The sequence below is a fragment of the Klenkia soli genome, from assembly GCF_900103975.1.
GTDB lineage: Bacteria > Actinomycetota > Actinomycetes > Mycobacteriales > Geodermatophilaceae > Klenkia > Klenkia soli.
The window spans coordinates 111,435-127,247 of the sequence record NZ_FNIR01000004.1; the positions used below are offsets into that span (position 1 = coordinate 111,435).

At 75.1% G+C, this 15,813-nt stretch carries 19 protein-coding genes; 11 read left to right on the forward strand and 8 right to left on the reverse strand.

Annotated elements, in window-relative coordinates; all coding sequences use genetic code 11:
• The first annotated feature begins 8 nt into the window (after positions 1 to 8).
• From BLS67_RS07315 to BLS67_RS23720, 3 genes are all read left to right on the forward strand, one after another.
• Positions 9 to 1,010, forward strand: a complete 1,002-nt coding sequence (locus tag BLS67_RS07315; RefSeq protein WP_091242322.1) for an aldo/keto reductase — start codon at positions 9 to 11, stop codon at positions 1,008 to 1,010.
• Positions 1,007 to 1,516 carry an XdhC family protein gene (locus tag BLS67_RS07320; protein WP_207500395.1) on the forward strand — a complete coding sequence of 170 codons (510 nt, stop codon included), beginning with the start codon at positions 1,007 to 1,009 and terminating at the stop codon, positions 1,514 to 1,516. Before BLS67_RS07315 ends, BLS67_RS07320 begins: the two co-directional genes overlap by 4 nt.
• Before the next feature lie 72 nt (positions 1,517 to 1,588).
• On the forward strand, positions 1,589 to 1,762 hold the full coding sequence (locus BLS67_RS23720; RefSeq protein WP_165617508.1) for a hypothetical protein: 174 nt from the start codon (positions 1,589 to 1,591) through the stop codon (positions 1,760 to 1,762).
• Here the strand turns inward: BLS67_RS23720 and hisN are convergent, their stop codons facing one another.
• The gene (hisN, locus tag BLS67_RS07325; RefSeq protein ID WP_091242325.1) at positions 1,763 to 2,554 is read right to left on the reverse strand and encodes a histidinol-phosphatase; all 792 of its coding nucleotides are present in this window, start codon (positions 2,552 to 2,554) and stop codon (positions 1,763 to 1,765) included.
• Between the two features lie 23 nt (positions 2,555 to 2,577).
• Between hisN and BLS67_RS07330 the strand changes: the two genes are divergently transcribed.
• Positions 2,578 to 3,126: a DUF2087 domain-containing protein gene (locus tag BLS67_RS07330; RefSeq protein ID WP_207500396.1), complete on the forward strand. Its 549-nt coding sequence runs from the start codon at positions 2,578 to 2,580 to the stop codon at positions 3,124 to 3,126.
• Positions 3,127 to 3,133: 7 nt separating this feature from the next.
• Here BLS67_RS07330 and rsgA read toward each other — a convergent pair whose 3' ends face one another.
• From rsgA to BLS67_RS07345, 3 genes are read right to left on the reverse strand one after another with little or no spacing between them, the layout of a single operon-like run.
• Positions 3,134 to 4,099, reverse strand: a complete 966-nt coding sequence (gene rsgA, locus BLS67_RS07335) for a ribosome small subunit-dependent GTPase A (protein ID WP_242653888.1) — start codon at positions 4,097 to 4,099, stop codon at positions 3,134 to 3,136.
• A 44-nt stretch (positions 4,100 to 4,143) separates the two neighbouring features.
• Positions 4,144 to 5,421 (reverse strand): 3-phosphoshikimate 1-carboxyvinyltransferase, encoded by a 1,278-nt coding sequence (aroA, locus tag BLS67_RS07340; protein ID WP_091242332.1) that lies wholly within the window; start codon positions 5,419 to 5,421, stop codon positions 4,144 to 4,146.
• 43 nt (positions 5,422 to 5,464) lie between these two features.
• A complete protein-coding gene (locus BLS67_RS07345; protein WP_091242335.1) occupies positions 5,465 to 6,874 on the reverse strand; it encodes an NAD-dependent succinate-semialdehyde dehydrogenase in 1,410 nt (469 codons plus the stop codon).
• A 143-nt stretch (positions 6,875 to 7,017) separates the two neighbouring features.
• Between BLS67_RS07345 and BLS67_RS07350 the strand changes: the two genes are divergently transcribed.
• The gene (locus BLS67_RS07350; RefSeq protein WP_242653889.1) at positions 7,018 to 7,788 is read left to right on the forward strand and encodes an SOS response-associated peptidase; all 771 of its coding nucleotides are present in this window, start codon (positions 7,018 to 7,020) and stop codon (positions 7,786 to 7,788) included.
• Positions 7,789 to 9,306, forward strand: a complete 1,518-nt coding sequence (locus tag BLS67_RS07355) for a fused MFS/spermidine synthase (protein ID WP_091242338.1) — start codon at positions 7,789 to 7,791, stop codon at positions 9,304 to 9,306.
• A 3-nt stretch (positions 9,307 to 9,309) separates the two neighbouring features.
• Here the strand turns inward: BLS67_RS07355 and ybaK are convergent, their stop codons facing one another.
• Entirely contained in the window at positions 9,310 to 9,786 is a 477-nt protein-coding gene (ybaK, locus tag BLS67_RS07360; protein WP_091242341.1) for a Cys-tRNA(Pro) deacylase, read from the reverse strand.
• A 211-nt stretch (positions 9,787 to 9,997) separates the two neighbouring features.
• Here ybaK and BLS67_RS07365 point away from each other — a divergent pair, with 211 nt between their 5' ends.
• Entirely contained in the window at positions 9,998 to 10,699 is a 702-nt protein-coding gene (locus BLS67_RS07365) for a sigma-70 family RNA polymerase sigma factor (RefSeq protein ID WP_242653890.1), read from the forward strand.
• The gene (gene rsrA, locus BLS67_RS07370) at positions 10,696 to 11,019 is read left to right on the forward strand and encodes a mycothiol system anti-sigma-R factor (RefSeq protein ID WP_242653891.1); all 324 of its coding nucleotides are present in this window, start codon (positions 10,696 to 10,698) and stop codon (positions 11,017 to 11,019) included. The genes BLS67_RS07365 and rsrA overlap by 4 nt, the downstream gene beginning before the upstream one ends.
• A gap of 75 nt (positions 11,020 to 11,094) precedes the next feature.
• On the opposite strand, the gene BLS67_RS24955 is transcribed toward rsrA, so the two are convergent.
• Positions 11,095 to 11,169 (reverse strand): 50S ribosomal protein bL37, encoded by a 75-nt coding sequence (locus BLS67_RS24955; RefSeq protein WP_014742531.1) that lies wholly within the window; start codon positions 11,167 to 11,169, stop codon positions 11,095 to 11,097.
• Between the two features lie 186 nt (positions 11,170 to 11,355).
• Between BLS67_RS24955 and BLS67_RS07375 the strand changes: the two genes are divergently transcribed.
• The 3 genes from BLS67_RS07375 to BLS67_RS07385 all read left to right on the forward strand — a co-directional run bounded on the left by BLS67_RS07375 (position 11,356) and on the right by BLS67_RS07385 (position 14,177).
• Positions 11,356 to 12,387 carry a biotin carboxylase N-terminal domain-containing protein gene (locus BLS67_RS07375; RefSeq protein WP_242653892.1) on the forward strand — a complete coding sequence of 344 codons (1,032 nt, stop codon included), beginning with the start codon at positions 11,356 to 11,358 and terminating at the stop codon, positions 12,385 to 12,387.
• A gap of 74 nt (positions 12,388 to 12,461) precedes the next feature.
• Positions 12,462 to 12,683: a biotin/lipoyl-binding carrier protein gene (locus tag BLS67_RS07380; protein WP_091242349.1), complete on the forward strand. Its 222-nt coding sequence runs from the start codon at positions 12,462 to 12,464 to the stop codon at positions 12,681 to 12,683.
• Between the two features lie 6 nt (positions 12,684 to 12,689).
• Positions 12,690 to 14,177: a sensor histidine kinase gene (locus BLS67_RS07385; protein WP_091242354.1), complete on the forward strand. Its 1,488-nt coding sequence runs from the start codon at positions 12,690 to 12,692 to the stop codon at positions 14,175 to 14,177.
• Between the two features lie 90 nt (positions 14,178 to 14,267).
• On the opposite strand, the gene BLS67_RS07390 is transcribed toward BLS67_RS07385, so the two are convergent.
• A complete protein-coding gene (locus tag BLS67_RS07390) occupies positions 14,268 to 14,519 on the reverse strand; it encodes a WhiB family transcriptional regulator (RefSeq protein WP_091243071.1) in 252 nt (83 codons plus the stop codon).
• A 299-nt stretch (positions 14,520 to 14,818) separates the two neighbouring features.
• The gene (locus tag BLS67_RS07395) at positions 14,819 to 15,793 is read right to left on the reverse strand and encodes a diacylglycerol/lipid kinase family protein (RefSeq protein WP_091242357.1); all 975 of its coding nucleotides are present in this window, start codon (positions 15,791 to 15,793) and stop codon (positions 14,819 to 14,821) included.
• Positions 15,794 to 15,813: the final 20 nt, after the last annotated feature.

Sequence of the window (15,813 nt, forward strand, 5' to 3'; positions counted from 1 at the left end):
ATCGGGTCATGACCACACCGATCAGCCGGCGCCGGCTCGGCGACCTCGACGTGTCCGCGCAGGGGCTGGGCTGCATGGGCATGAGCCAGTCCTACGGCGCCGCCGACCGCGACGAGTCCCTCGCCGTCCTCGACCGGGCGCTCGACCTGGGCATCACCTTCTGGGACACCTCCGACGTCTACGGCGATGGGCACAACGAGGAGCTGCTCGCGCAGCGGCTGCGCACCCGCCGGGATGACGTCCAGCTGGCCACCAAGTTCTCGATCTCCCGGGACGACACCGGGACCATGCAGATCGACGGCCGCCCCGAGAACGTGCGGGCCCGCTGCGAGGACAGCCTGCGCCGCCTGGGCGTGGACACCATCGACCTCTACTACCAGCACCGGGTCGACGCCACGGTGCCGATCGAGGACACCGTCGGCGCGATGGCCGAGCTCGTGCAGGCCGGCAAGGTCCGGTACCTGGGCCTGTCCGAGGCGTCGGCGGAGTCGGTCCGCCGGGCTGCCGCGGTGCACCCGATCACCGCGCTGCAGAGCGAGTGGTCGCTGTGGACCCGCGACCTGGAGTCCTCCGGCGTGCTGGCCGTGGCCCGCGAGCACGGCATCGGCATCGTGCCGTTCTCCCCGCTGGGCCGCGGCTTCCTCACCGGGGCCATCACCAGCCCCGCCGACTTCGGCGACGACGACTTCCGCAAGGACATGCCGCGCTTCCAGGGCGAGGCGTTCGACGCCAACCTGCGGCTGGTCGACGCGGTGAAGCAGCTGGCGGGGGAGAAGGGCGCCACCGCCGGGCAGCTGGCGCTGGCCTGGGTGCTCGCCCAGGGCGACGACGTGGTGCCCATCCCGGGCACCAAGCGCCGCACCTACCTGTCGGAGAACGCCGGCGCCGACGCCGTCGAGCTGAGCGACGCCGACCTGGCCCGCCTGGAGCAGATCGCCCCGCCCGGGGCGGCCGAGGGTGGCCGTTACGCCAACGCCGGCTACGCCTACGGCGACAGCCCCGCGCGGTGAGCACCGACCCGAACTGCGGGGTCGCCCACGGCGACCCCGCAGCACCGGTGACCGACCGCGTGCTCGTCGCGGTGTTCGCCTCCCCGGTCGCCGCAGCGCTGCTGCGGCTGGGCGTGGAGTGCGGCTACGCGCCCGTGCTGGTGGAGCCCGGGGACCGGGAGGTCGAGGGCCTGCCCGTCGGCACGACCCGGCTGGCCGCGGTGCCCGACGAGCCGCACGCCGACGTCGTCGTGTGCGACCACCACCGCCCGGAGCTGGGCGAGGTCCTCCGCGACGCCCTGGCGACGTCGACCCGGTGGATCGGCCTGATGGGCAACCCCCGGCACGAGGGCCCGCACGTGGCGGCGCTGGCCGCGCTCGGCGTCCCGGCCGACGAGGTGGCCCGGGTGCACCGGCCGATCGGGCTGGACATCGGCTCCCGGGCGCCGGGCGAGATCGCCGTCTCGACGCTGGCGGGGCTGCTCGCCGACCGCAACGGCCGGGGAGGCGGACCCTTCGGCTCCTGACCTGCGGAACGCGGGGCGGCCTGCGACCGTTCGGTGACCAGACCCGCCCGCACAGACGGAAGGTGAGCCCCCGTGGCATCGCTGTTCGACAAGATCGCCAAGTTCGCGAAGAGCCCGCAGGGTCAGCGCGCGATCCGCACCGCCACCGACAAGGCGCAGCAGTTCGCCAAGGACCCGAAGAACCGGGCCAAGATCGAGCAGGTCCGGGCCAAGCTGCAGGGCGGCGGCAAGGGCCGCCGCCCCTGATCAGCGCGGCGCGAGCGCGTCCAGGACGGCGGGGTGCAGGTGGCCGTTGGTGGCCACCGCACTGCCCCCGGCCGGTCCCGGCGTGCCGTCCAGGTCGGTGAACGTGCCCCCGGCCTCGCGCACGACGACGTCGAGGGCCGCGAGGTCCCAGAGCGACACCTCGGGCTCGCAGGCCACGTCGACGGCGCCCTCGGCCAGCATCGTGTAGCTCCAGAAGTCGCCGTAGGCCCGGGTGCGCCAGACCGAGCGGGTGAGGTCGAGGAAGCCGTCGAGCCGGTGGCGCTCCTCCCAGCCCGACAGCGACGAGTACGACAACGAGGCGTCGGCCAGCGACTCGACCCCCGAGACCCGGCAGCGGGTGGCCGACTCCAGGCGGCGGCCGGTGTAGGCGCCCACGCCCGTGGCGGCCCACCAGCGGCGGCCCAGCGCCGGGGCGCTGACCATGCCGACGACGGGGGTGTCGCCGTCCAGCAGGGCGATCAGCGTGGCCCACACCGGTACCCCGCGGACGAAGTTCTTGGTGCCGTCGATGGGGTCGATCACCCAGCGCCGCGAGCCGTGGCCGGTGGTGCCGAACTCCTCGCCCTGGACGGCGTCCCGGGTGCGGGTGCGGGCCAGCGAGCTGCGCAGCTGCTGCTCGACGGCGCGGTCGGCGTCGGTGACCGGCGTGAGGTCGGGCTTGGTGTCGACCACGAGGTCCTGGGCCTTGAAGCGCTCCATGCTGATGGAGTCCGCCTGGTCGGCCAGCACGTGCGCCAGCTGCATGTCCTCGGTCCACCCGCGCCCGGTCATCCTCGCAACCTAGCCTGGGGTGCGTGGACCCGGACCCGGACGCCGCCAAGCTGGTCGGCCTGCTCGCCGACGACGCCCGCCTCGCGGTGGTCGCCGCCCTGGTGCTGGGCGCCACCGACATCGCCTCGGTGGCCGCGGCCACCGGCCGCTCGCAGACCGAGGTGGCCCTCGCCGCCCGCCGCCTGGGCCGGGGCGGTCTGGTCCGCCGCGACGGCGCGGGCCTGGAGCTGCGCGCGGAGGTGTTCGCCGCCGCGGCCCGCTCGGCCGGGGAGCACCGCCCCCCGCCCGAGCCGCTCTCGGCCGACCCCGCGGCCGACGCGGTGCTGCAGGCCTTCGTCCACGAGGGCCGGCTGACCTCGATCCCCGCGCACCGGGCGAAGCGGCTGGTGGTGCTGGACCACCTGGTGCGGGTGTTCGAGCCCGGGGTGCGCTACCCCGAGCGCGAGGTCAACGCGCTGCTCGCCGTCTGGCACCCCGACACCGCGGCCCTGCGCCGCTACCTGGTCGACGAGGGCCTGCTGTCCCGCGACGCCGGGGTCTACTGGCGCAGCGGCGGCACCGTCGAGGTCTGAGGCCGGCTCAGTAGTTGGGCGTGCTGGTCACCGCGGCGACCAACCGGCGGAAGCTGGCCAGCCGCTCGCCCCGGGTGGGCGGGCCCTCGGCGGCCCAGTCGTCCAGTGCGCAGTCGGGGTCGTCGGCCGTGTGCGCGCACAGCGGTGGGCAGTCGCGCGCCACCTCGGCCAGGTCGTCGAAGGCGGCCAGCACGTCGGCCGGGTCGGTGTCGGCCAGGCCGAAGCTGCGGATGCCGGGGGTGTCGATCACCATGCCGCCGCCGGGGAGGTCCAGCAGCACCGCCGAGGACGACGTGTGCCGGCCCTTGCCCACCTTGCTGACCCCGCCGGTGGCCCGGTAGGCGTCGGGCACCAGCCGGTTGACCAGGGTCGACTTGCCGACCCCGGACTGACCCACGAAGACGCTCATGCGGCCGTCCAGCCGGGGCTGCAGCTGCTCGAGGGTGGTCTGCTGGGACACCGCGATCGCCTCGACCTCCAGCCCGGCGTACCGGGCCAGCAGCGCGTCGGGGCTGCCGAGGTCGGCCTTGGTCAGGCACAGCAGCGGGGTGAGCCCGCCGGAGAAGGCGGCCACCAGGCAGCGGTCCAGGAAGCCGACGTGCGGTTCGGGGTCGGTGATCGCGCAGACCACCACGAGCTGCTCGGCGTTGGCCACCACCACCCGCTCGGTGGGGTCGGTGTCGTCGGCGGTGCGCCGCAGCGTGGTCACCCGCGGCTCGATCACCACGATCCGGGCCAGGGTGTCGGTGCGCCCGCTGGTGTCGCCGACCAGGCGCACCCGGTCGCCGGTCACCACGCCGTGCTTGCCCAGCTCGCGGGCCCGCATCGCGGTCACCTCGACGGGCCCCTCGGGTGCCTGGACGCGCACGGTCATCCGCCCGCGGTCCACCCCGACGACCAGCCCGGGGACGGCGTCGTCGTGGCTGGGTCGCGTGCGGGTGCGCGGTCGGGAGCCCCGGCGACCGGGACGCACCCGGACGTCGTCCTCGTCGCTGCGGCTGTCGAACGTGCGCCCGCTCAGCTGACCGCTCCCACGGGGTCGCCGAGCAGGCCGGACCAGCGGTCGACGAAGTCCGGCAACGTCTTGGCCACCGTGCCCGGGTCGCGGACGACGACGCCGGGCACCGCGAGACCCAGCACCGCGGCGGCCATGACCATGCGGTGGTCGGCGTAGGAGTCGACCTCGGCGGACCGCCGCGGGCCCGGGGTGATCTCGAGCCCGTCGGGCAGCTGGGTGACCGTGGCGCCCACGGCGGTGAGCACCTCGTCGAGTGCCTGCAGCCGGTCGGTCTCGTGGCCGCGCAGGTGGGCGACCCCGGTCAACCGGGACGGGCCGTCGGCCAGCGCGCACAGCGCCGCGAGGACCGGCGTCAGCTCGCCCACCTCGGACAGGTCGGCCACCAGCGGCCGCACGGTCTGGCCCCCGGTCACCTGCAGGCCGGCGTCGGTCCGCTCGACGGCGGCACCCATGACCGGCAGCAGCTGCTCGAGGTGCGCGCCGGGCTGCGTGGTGCGCGACGGCCAGTCCCGCACGGTCACCCGGCCCCCGGTGACCAGGGCCGCTGCCAGGAACGGTGCGGCGTTGGACAGGTCGGGCTCGACCACCCGGTCGACCGGGGCGATCGGCCCGGGGTGCACCCGCCAGCCGGTGGCGGTGCGCTCGACCTGCACCCCGTGCTCGGCGAGGGTCTCGACGGTCATCTGCACGTGCGGCATCGACGGCACCCCGCCGGCCAGCGACAGGTCCAGGCCCTCGGCGAACCGGGCCGCCGCGAGCAGCAGGCCGCTGACCACCTGGCTGGACTCGCTGGCGTCGACGGTGACCGCACCGCCCCGCACGGCGCCGGTGCCGTGCACGGTGAACGGCGCCTTGCCGCGGCCGCCGTCGTCGATCCGCACCCCGCACGCGCGCAGCCCGTCCAGCAGGCCGGCGTTGGGGCGCTCGTGCAGCCGGGGGTCGCCGTCGACGGTCACCGGGCCGTCGGCCAGGGCGGCCACCGGGGGGAGGAAGCGGAGCACGGTGCCGGCCAGCCCGGCGTCCACGGTGGCCGACCCGTGCAGCCGGCCGGGGGAGACCAGCCAGTCGTCCTCCTCGACCTCGATCCCGACCCCCAGGGCCCGCAGGGCGGCGGCCATGAGGTCGGTGTCGCGGGCCCGCAGCGGGCGCACCAGCCGGGAGGGGCCCGCGGCCAGCGCGGCCAGGACGAGGGCGCGGGCGGTGATCGACTTCGAGCCGGGCAGGGTGACGACGGCGTCGACCGGCTGCGACGCGGTGGGGATCGACCAGCTGCTCATGCCGTGCATCCTGCCCGGTCGGGCCGCCGCCCCTGCCCGGTGCTCACCTGGTCGCCGGCAGGGTGCGCACCAGGCGCCGGTTCGCGAACTCGAACATGCCCAGCTCGGAGAGCTCGCGGCCGTAGCCCGAGCGCTTGACGCCGCCGAAGGGCAGCTCGGGGGAGGAGCCCGAGGGCTGGTTGATCCAGACCATGCCCGACTCCAGCCGGTCGGCGACCCCGCGGGCGCGCTCGGCGTCCCCGGAGTAGACGACGGCCGACAGCCCGTAGCTGCTGTCGTTGGCCAGCGCGACGGCGTCGTCCTCGGTCTGCACCTTGTAGATCACCGCGGCCGGCCCGAAGAGCTCCTCCGAGTAGGCGCGCATGTCCGGGGTGACGTCGGCGAGCAGGGTGGCCTCGACGAAGGCGCCGGCGTGCTCGGGGCGGCCACCGCCGGCGAGCACCGTGGCGCCCTTCTCGACGGCGTCCTGGATCTGGGCGTGCAGCTCCTGCGCGGCCTTCTCGGTGGACAGCGGGCCCAGCGTGGTGGCCGGGTCGGCGGGGTCGCCGGGGGTGAAGCCGGAGAAGGCCTGCTGCATGCCGGCGACGAAGTCGTCGTACACGTCGGCGAGCACGATGATGCGCTTGGCGGCGATGCAGGCCTGGCCGGTGTTGGCCATGCGGCCCATCGTCGCGGCCTTGACGGTGCGGCCCAGGTCGGGGGTGTCGAGGACGACGAACGGGTCGCTGCCGCCGAGCTCGAGCACCGACTTCTTCAGGTGCTTGCCGGCCAGCGAGGCGACCGCCGAACCGGCCTTCTCGCTGCCGGTGAGGGTGACGCCCTGCACCGCCGGGTGCGCGATGACGGTCTCGACGTCGGAGATGTTCAGGAACAAGTTGGTGTAGACGCCCTCGGGGGCGCCGGCGTCGCGGAAGAGCTCCTCGAGCGCCAGCGCGCACTGCGGGTTGTTCTCGGCGTGCTTGAGCAGCACGGTGTTGCCCAGGGTCAGGTTCGGGCCGGCCACCCGGACGACCTGGTAGAGCGGGTAGTTCCAGGGCTCGATGGCCAGCAGCACGCCGGTCGGTTCGTTGACGACGACGGCCTCGCCCTTCATCACCTGGATCGTGCGCTCGGCGAGGAACTCCTCGGCGTGGTCGGCGTAGTACCGCAGGATGCTCGCGGCCAGCTGCACCTCGCCCGCCGCCTCCTGGATGCGCTTGCCCATCTCCGTGGTGATGAGCGCGGCGAAGGCGTCGGTGCGCTCGAGCATGAGGTCCGCGGCCCTGCCGACCACGGCGGCGCGGTCGGCGACGCTGCGGGTGCGCCAGTCCAGGAACGCGGTGTGCGCCCGGTCGACGACCGCGGTCACCTGGTCGCCGGGGAGGGCGTCGAACTCCCGCTCGGTCTCGCCGGTGAACGGGTTCACGGTGGCGTAGGTGCGGTTCGCGGTGGTGCTGTCCTGCGTGCTCGTCACGTCGATGCGGCCTCTCGTCGCTGATGGGGTCGGGTCACCCCTACCCGGTCGGTCCGACGGCACACGGAGCAGCACACGGAGCAGCACGCGGACGAGCCTCCTGTCGGACCCCGCACCTACAGTTCCGGGCAGCACCACCGCCGATGTCGCAGCAGCTGGAGGCCACCGTGTGCGGGCGCTATGCGGCCAGTCGCCGCCCCGAGGACCTGACCGTCGAGTTCGAGGCGGTGCCGGCACCGGACCAGGCGCCGTTGGCCGCCGACTACAACGTCGCGCCGACGAAGGACGTGTACGTCGTCCGGCAGGCGAGGGAGCGGGACGCCGAGGGCGCGCCGACCGGGGCCAGCCACCGCGAGCTGCGCGTCGTCCGGTGGGGTCTGGTGCCCTCGTGGGCCAAGGACGTCTCGGTCGGCAACCGCATGCTCAACGCCCGGGTCGAGTCGCTGACCAGCAAGCCGGCGTTCGCCAAGGCGGCCCGGGCCCGCCGGTGCCTGGTTCCCGCCGACGGCTGGTACGAGTGGTCGCCGCGGGAGCACGCGCCGGGCAAGCAGCCCTGGTACGTCACCCCCGAGGACGGTTCCGGGCTGGCCTTCGCCGGGTTGTGGGAGGTCTGGGGGCGGGGCGACGACCGGGTCTACTCGTGCACCGTGATCACGGCACCGGCCGTCGGTGCGCTGACGCGCATCCACGACCGCATGCCGTTGGTGCTGCCCCGCGACCGGTGGGCCGACTGGCTGGACCTGGGCCGCGACGACGTCGAGGCGCTGGTCGAGCCGACCCCGCCGGCGGTCGTCGAGGGCCTCGAGATCCGCCCCGTCGGCCCAGCCGTGGGCAACGTGGCCAACGGCGGCGAGCAGCTGACCGCCCGGCAGGAGTCGGTGGCCGAGCCGGCCGACCAACCGGCGCTGTTCTGAGTGGCCCGCACCGAGGAGCCCGCCGTCGAGCCCGGGTCGCGCGCGCTGCCCGGCTGGGTCGCGGCCGTGGTCACGTTCCTGGCCTCCGGCGCGGTGCTGGTGCTCGAGATCGCCGGCCTCCGGCTGATCGCCCCCTACGTCGGCATCACGCTGCAGACCAACACCGCCGTGATCGGGTTCGCGCTGGCCGCGATCGCGGTGGGTGCCTGGGCCGGGGGAGCGGTGGCCGACCGACGCGACCCCCGCGGCCTGCTCGCCCCGCTGCTGGTCGCCGGCGGGGCGCTGGTGGTCGCCGTCGTGCCGGTGGTCCGGTTCGCCGGGGCACTGCTGTCCGGGGCGGACGCCGGCAGCGTGCTGCTGCTGGCCGCGGTCGCCGTCGTGCTGCCCGCCGCGCTGCTGTCGGCGGTGCCGCCGATGGTCGTCGCCCTCCAGCTGGGGAGCCTGCGCGAGACCGGTTCGGTGGTCGGCAAGCTGTCGGGCATCGGCACCCTGGGCGGCATCGCGGCCACCTTCGGCACCGGGTTCGTGCTCGTCGCCGTCCTGCCGACCAGCGTCATCCTGGTCGGCACCGGCCTCGTGGTGGTCGCCACCGGGATCGGTCTGCAGCTGCTGCTGCGCCGCACGGTGGCCGTGCGGTTGCCCGGCGCCCTGCTCGTGGCCGCGCTCGCGGGCACCGGCCTGGCCGTCGTCGCCCCCAGCCCGTGCCAGGTCGAGACGACCTACCACTGCGCGCGGGTGGTGGCCGACCCCGCCCGCGAGGGCGGCCGCACCCTGGTGCTCGACACCCTGCGGCACTCCTACGTCGACCTCGACGACCCGACCCACCTCGAGTTCGGCTACGTGCGCACGATCGCGTCGGTCACCGACACCCTCGCCCGGCCCGGCGAGGCGATCTCGGCGCTGCACGTCGGCGGGGGCGGGCTGACCCTGCCGCGCTACCTGGCCGACGTCCGCCCGGGCACCACCAGCCGGGTGCTGGAGGTCGACGCCGGCGTGCTGGCCGTCGACCGCGACGAGCTGGGGCTGGAGACCTCCGCGCAGCTGCGGGTCGACGTCGGCGACGCCCGCACCGGCCTCGCGCAGGAGCCCGGTGGCACCCGCGACCTGGTCGTCGGCGACGCCTTCGGGGGGTTGGCGGTGCCCTGGCAGCTGGCCACCGTCGAGGCCCTCGAGCTGGTCGACGGGGCGCTGACCGACGACGGCGTCTACGCGGTGAACCTCATCGACCACGGCCCGCTGTCCTTCCTGCGGGCCGAGCTGGCCACGATGCAGCAGGTCTTCCCGCACGTCGCCCTGCTCGCCCGCGGTCCGGTGGTCGAGGGGCGGGAGGGCGGCAACGTGGTCGCGGTCGCCTCGCGCAGCCCCCTGGACACCGCGGCGATCGCGGCGGCGCTGACCGGGCGGGCGCTGCCCTGGGAGATCGTGGCCGGCGCCGACCTCACCGCCTTCGTCGGCAGCGCCCCGGTGCTCACCGACGACTTCGCCCCCGTCGACCAGCTGCTCACCCCGTACGGCTGACCCTCACCGGCCGATCGGCGCGGTGCGGGCCCGGGTCAGCCCTACCAGGTCGGCCGGTGCCAGCTCCACCTGCAGGCCGCGGCGGCCGCCGCTGACGCACACCGTCGGCAGGCCCAGCGCGCTCGCGTCCACGACGGTGGGCAGCGCCCTCCGCTGGCCCAGGGGGCTGATGCCGCCGCGCACGTACCCGCTGCTGCGCTCGGCGTCGCCGGGGTCGGCCATCACCGCCCTGCGGCCGCCCACCGCGGCGGCCAGGGCCTTGAGGTCCAGCTGCCCGCCGACGGGCACCACCGCCACGGTGAGCACGCCGTCGACCCGGGCGACCAGGGTCTTGAACACCCGGGCGGGGTCCTGGCCCAGGGCGTGCACGGCGGCCTCGCCGTAGCCCTGGCCGGTCTCGTGGTCGTCGGGGTCGTAGCTGCGCACCTCGAAGGCGACACCCGCCTTCTCCAGCACCCGCAGCGCGGGGGTCGCCGCCATGCCGTGACCCTAGGGCCGACCCGGGCCGGCGGGGAATGCGACGGGGGGCCACGACGCTGCAGGGACCGTGACCAGTGCAGCGCTACCGACGAGGGCCCGCCCGGCCGTGGTCCCCTCGGCGACCCGTCGTCCGCCCGGCCGCGCGGTGCCCGCGCGACTAGGATCGTCCGACGTGGTGTCCCGTCTGCGGGCGCCGCAGAGAGGACGGTCGGTGCCCGACGACAGCACGGAAGACACCACGGACGACACCGGGTCGACCACCCCCGCGGCGGTCGAGACCCCCGAGGCCCGGGCCGACGGCAGCCGCAGCGAGCAGACCGAGACCCGCGCCCAGCGCGACGCCCGCTTCGAGCGCGACGCCCTGCCCTTCCTGGACCAGCTGTACCCGGCGGCGCTGCGGATGACCCGCAACCCGGCCGACGCCGAGGACCTCGTGCAGGAGACGTTCGTCAAGGCCTACTCCGCGTTCCACCAGTTCGCCGAGGGCACGAACCTCAAGGCCTGGCTGTACCGGATCCTGACCAACACCTACATCAACAACTACCGCAAGAAGCAGCGGCAGCCGCAGCAGTACCCCACCGACCAGGTGCAGGACTGGCAGCTGTTCGCCGCCGAGGAGCACAGCTCCAGCGGTCTGCGGTCGGCCGAGATGGAGGCGCTGGACCACCTCCCCGACACCGACATCAAGGACGCCCTGCAGCAGCTGCCCGAGGACTTCCGGCTCGCGGTCTACCTGGCCGACGTCGAGGGCTTCGCCTACAAGGAGATCGCCGAGATCATGGGCACGCCCATCGGCACGGTGATGTCCCGGCTGCACCGCGGGCGGCGCGGGCTGCAGAAGCTGCTGGCCGGCTACGCCCGGGAGCGCGGGTTCGCCCGGGCGGGTGCCTTCGAGGAGGGATCGGCATCGTGAGCGACACGAACACCGGCGACACCCAGATCAACAGCTGCGACGACGTGCTCAGCCACGTCTTCGAGTTCCTCGACCACGAGACCGGCGACGAGCGTCGTGCCGTCATCGCCGAGCACCTCGAGGACTGCTCCCCGTGCCTGCGGGAGTTCGGCATCGAGCAGGAGTTCAAGGCCCTGGTGCGCAAGCGCTGCGGTGGCGACCCCACGCCGATGGGGCTCAAGGACCGGATCAAGCTCCAGCTGACCCAGGTCGCCTTCGAGGAGAACGGCACCACGGTCACCGTCGAGCAGGTCACGGTGGAGCGCACCGCCGAACGCTGAGCACGGACGCGCTGAGCACGGACGACGGAGGGCCCGGACGACGACGTCGTCCGGGCCCTCCTGCGCTCGCCTGGTTCAGGCGTTGGGGCGCTTGCCGTGGTTGGCGCCGCTCTTCTTGCGGGCGCGCCGCTTGCGTCCACGCTTGGACATCGCTGCCCTCCTCTCCTCACGGGGTCCCGAGCTCCTCGGGCACCGGCCGTCCAGGGTCTCACGAGCCCCGGCCCGCGCGCCGGACGTCCTCGACCCGCCGGGTGGTGGAGGGTGTGCGGGGACGTCATCCGGGCATGGACCGGGGGGAGCGCGGGGGACGAGCTCCGGGCAGGACGGGGGCGGGCAGTGGCGGACACCGGCGGGACGGGCATCGGGAGCGTCCTGGTGGCGGGGCGCGGGCCCATGGCGTGCGCGGTGATCCGGGCCGCCGAGGTGCTCGGGGTGAAGACGGTCGCCGTGCACTCGGCCAGCGAGCGCGACGCCCGGCACGTACGGCTGGCCGACGACTCGGTGTGGCTCGGCCCGGCGCCGGCCGCGGAGTCCTACCTGTCGGTGCCCCGCCTGGTCGAGGCCGCCCGGCGCAGCGGGGTCGACGCGGTCCTGCCGGTGCCCCCGGCGCTGGCCGGGAACGCCGAGCTGGCCGCGGCGGTCGTGGCGGCCGGGCTGACCTGGGTCGGACCGGCGGCCGGGGTGCTGGAGCGGCTGGGCGGCGACGGCGTCGAGCCGGCCAGCGCGCAGGGTTTCCTCGCCGTCGTCACCCCCGACGGACTCCGGCACGTGACCCCGGTCCGGCGGGACCGGGACGCCGGCACCGCGCGGGTCTCCTGGACACCGGCCGGGTGGCCGGCGGGTGGGGGGCTCGAGCTGCCCCGGGCCGCCCGCCGGCTCGCCGAGGTCGGCTGGCGGGGGCTGGTCACCGTGGGCATCGACCCCGACGGCGAGCTCGCCGAGGTGGCCGCCGGGTTCTCCCTGGACCTCGCCGTCCTCGAGCGGGCGCACGCGGTCGACGCCGTCGACCTCGCGCTGCGCTGCGCCTCCGGCCGGCTGCGTCCCGACCGGCGCACCCCGCCCCGCCCGGCGGTGGTCGCCCAGCTGCGCGCCACGCTGCCGCCCGGCACACCGGGGCGGGTCACCGGCCGGCTGCCCGACCTCGTGGGCCCGGTCGACGCCGAGGTCGTGGCGGTCGGCGGCTACGCACCCGGCGACCGGCTGGACGGCTGGTACGACGCGCTCCTCGCCACGGTGAGCGCCAGCGGACCGGACACCGCCGCGGCGGCCGGCCGGGTGGTCGACGTCCTCTCCGGGCTGCCCGCCACCGGGGTGCCGCACGACGGCGACGCGGTGCGCGAGGTGCTGCGCCAGCTCGCCGCAGCCTGATCCGGCGCCCGTCGCGGGGTGGTTGGATGGTCCCGACACACCCGAGACACCCACGAGCACGAGGAGGTCCGCCGGTGGCGGTCGAGGAGATCCACGCCGAGATGGTCTCCAGCGTGTGGAAGGTGCTGGTCGCCCCCGGCGCCGAGGTGGCCGCCGGCGACACGCTGGTCATCCTCGAGTCCATGAAGATGGAGATCCCGGTGCTGACCGAGCGGGCGGGCACCGTCACCGAGCTGCACGTGGTCGAGGGCGAGGTCCTCCAGGAGGGCGACCTCATCGCGACCGTCACCGCCTAGTCGCAGGTGACCCAGCGCAGCAGCCTGTCCGAGCGGCTCTCCCGTGCGCCCGCGGTCAGCCCGTCGCAGGCCGACCACGCCCGCCGCCTGGTCGCCGACTGGCAGCTGCTGGCCGACCTGTCCTTCGCCGACCTGACGCTGTGGGTGCCGCTGCCGGGCGGTGCCTGGTGGTGCGTCGCGCAGGTGCGCCCGCTGACCGCGTCGACCACCCAGCCCGAGGACCTCGTGGGTGTCGAGGTGGCCGCCGCCGAGGCGGGCTCCTTCGTGCAGGTGCACCAGGAGGGCGAGCCGGTCGTCGAGGAACCCGACGGCACCGGGTCGGCCCCTCGGCGCCGCGAGGTGCTGCCGGTGCGGCACGAGGGCGCCGTCGTCGCGGTGCTCGCGCGGGACACCCGCATCTCGGCGACCCGCCCGCCGTCGGAGCTCGAGCTCACCTACCTCGACATCGCCGCGGAGCTCGGCCAGATGGTCTCGGCGGGCACCTTCCCGCCGCGCATGCTCGAGGACGCCGAGATGAGTCCCCGGGTCGGCGACGGCCTGGTGCGCCTGGACGGCGACGGGCGGGCGGTCTACGCCAGCCCCAACGCGCTGTCGGCCTACCGCCGGATGGGGTTGTCCGGCGACGTCGTCGGCGCCGACCTCGCCGAGCTGACCCGTCGCTCGGCGACCGACCGGGTCGTCGGCGAGGTCGTCGCGGCGCACATCGCGGCCGCGGTCGCCGGGCGGTACCCCGACCCGCTGGACGTCGAGGGCGACGGAGCCACGATGCTGGTCCGCGCCCTGCCGCTGCAGGCACCCGGCGGTGAGCACGGCGCCCTGGTGCTGGTGCGCGACGTGACCGACGTGCGCCGGCGCGACCGGGCGCTGATGACCAAGGACGCCACCATCCGCGAGATCCACCACCGGGTGAAGAACAACCTGCAGACGGTGGCCGCGCTGCTGCGGCTGCAGGCCCGGCGGGTGGCCGAGCCCGCGGCCCGGGACGCCCTGCTGGAGGCGGTGCGCCGGGTGGCGTCGATCGCGGTCGTGCACGACACGCTGGCCGGCAGCCGGGAGGACGTCGTCGACGTGGACGAGGTGCTCGACCAGGTGCTGCCGATGCTGGGCGACGTCGCCTCGGTGGGGCCCGCGGCGAGGATCGGCCGCACGGGCCGGTTCGGCGAGCTGCCGGCGGTGAACGCCACCCCGCTGGTGCTGGCGGTCACCGAGCTGATGCACAACGCCGTCGAGCACGCGTTCGTCGGGGCCGCCGCCGGCCGCATCGAGCTCGTCGCCGAGCGGGACGGCCACGACCTCGTGGTGCGCATCGCCGACGACGGACGGGGGCTGCCCCCCGGCTTCGACGTCACGGCCAGCAAGGGCCTGGGTCTGCAGATCGTGCGCACCCTGGTCACCAGCGAGCTGCACGGCCGGCTGGAGATCACCGCGCCGGCCGAGGGTCCGGGTACGGTCGCCGTCCTCACCCTGCCGGGGGCCGGCCGCTCCCGCCGCTGACGACGGAGGACCCCGCCCTCGTCGGCCCGGTCCTGCTCGGGGCGACGAGGAGCGGGGTCCTCGAGGTCGTTCGGTGCGTCGGCGGGGACGTCAGGCGGTGCGGACGCGGGCGCGCTGGGTGCGCCGCTTGAGCGCCCGGCGCTCGTCCTCGGAGAGCCCGCCCCAGACACCGGAGTCCTGGCCGGAGGTCAGCGCCCACTCGAGGCAGGACTGCACCACCGGACAGTGGTGGCACACAGCCTTGGCCTGGTCGATCTGGGTGACCGCAGGGCCCGTCGTCCCGATGGGGAAGAAGAGCTCGGGGTCCTCGTCCCGGCAGAGGGCGCGGTGGCGCCAGTCCATGTCGGTGTGCTCCTCGGTGTCGTCTACGGTGTGCCCGTACCCCGGGTCCGGCACGAGGCCGGACCCTGGTCGGCCGACGACGGCTGGATCGCTGTCGGCGGCACCCGCACGCTGGTGTTACCAGCGGGTTGCGTTCGTGGTCGATCGTTTCACGCGACGGGGAGCTGTCAAGCAGTTCAGCCGCTCGCCATCCCCTCGTATGAGCAACCTCACCACGCCTCTACCAGGTCTGCCACCCCAGTGGGTCGGCGGGTGCCCCACGGAGCTGTCGACGACCTGGGTGCTGGCTGCCGAGGGGATCAGACGACGACGTCCAGGGCGGCCGGCACGCCGCGGACCCGCAGGGCGGTCGCCGGCCCCAGGTGGTCGCCGTCGAGCTGCCACTCCTGCGGTCGGCTCGACGTCACCTCGAGCTCGGCCAGGTCGTGCTCGCGGTGCACCCGCCGGCCGGAGGTGTGCGGGCGGTCGGACATCGTGGCGCGCAGGGTGGCCAGCATGCGGACCGGGCCGACCCGGCCCATCGCGAACGTGGCCAGGCCGCCGTCGAAGCCGGCCTCGGGGCTGGGGCTGATGGGTCGGTCGCCGAGGTAGGTCCAGGGGTTGACGTTGGCGACCAGGCACAGGAACAGGTGCTCGACGGGGGCCCGTCCCGGCACGTGCAGCGTCATCGACGGCCGGCGCCGGTCGGGGCCGAGCAGGAAGGCCCGGGTACCGGCACGCACGTAGAGGCCGCCGGTGGACCGCCGACCCCGCGCCCGCTGCTCCTCGACCCGGCGGATGACGTCGGCGTCGAAGCCGAGGCCCGCGGAGAAGACGAAGTACCGGGGGGCGGTCCAGCCCGGGCCCCAGGCGATGTCGGTCTCGGTGGCCACCCGGGCGCTGGCCGTGCCCAGCGAGATCCGACGGGTGCGCCCGGCGCGGAGGGAGTCGAGGATCTCGGCGGTGGCCTCGACCGGGTCGCGGGAGCGGCCCAGGGCGCGGGCGACGACGTTGGTGGACCCGCCGGGCACGACGGCGAGGGTGGGCACGTGGGCCCCCGGGCCGTCGGCGAGCATGCCGTTGACCGTCTCGTTGACCGTGCCGTCGCCACCGAGGGTGACGACGACGTCCACCCCGTCGGCCGTCGCCTGCGCGCCGAGCTCGTGGGCGTGCCCGCGGTGGGTGGTCTCGGCGACGTCGACCTTCAGGTCGCTGGACAGGGCCCGGACCAGGACGTCGCGGACCTTCGCGGTGGTGGTCGTCGCCGCCGGGTTGGCCACCAGGAGCGCGCGCATGCCCTCGACAGTAGCCAGCC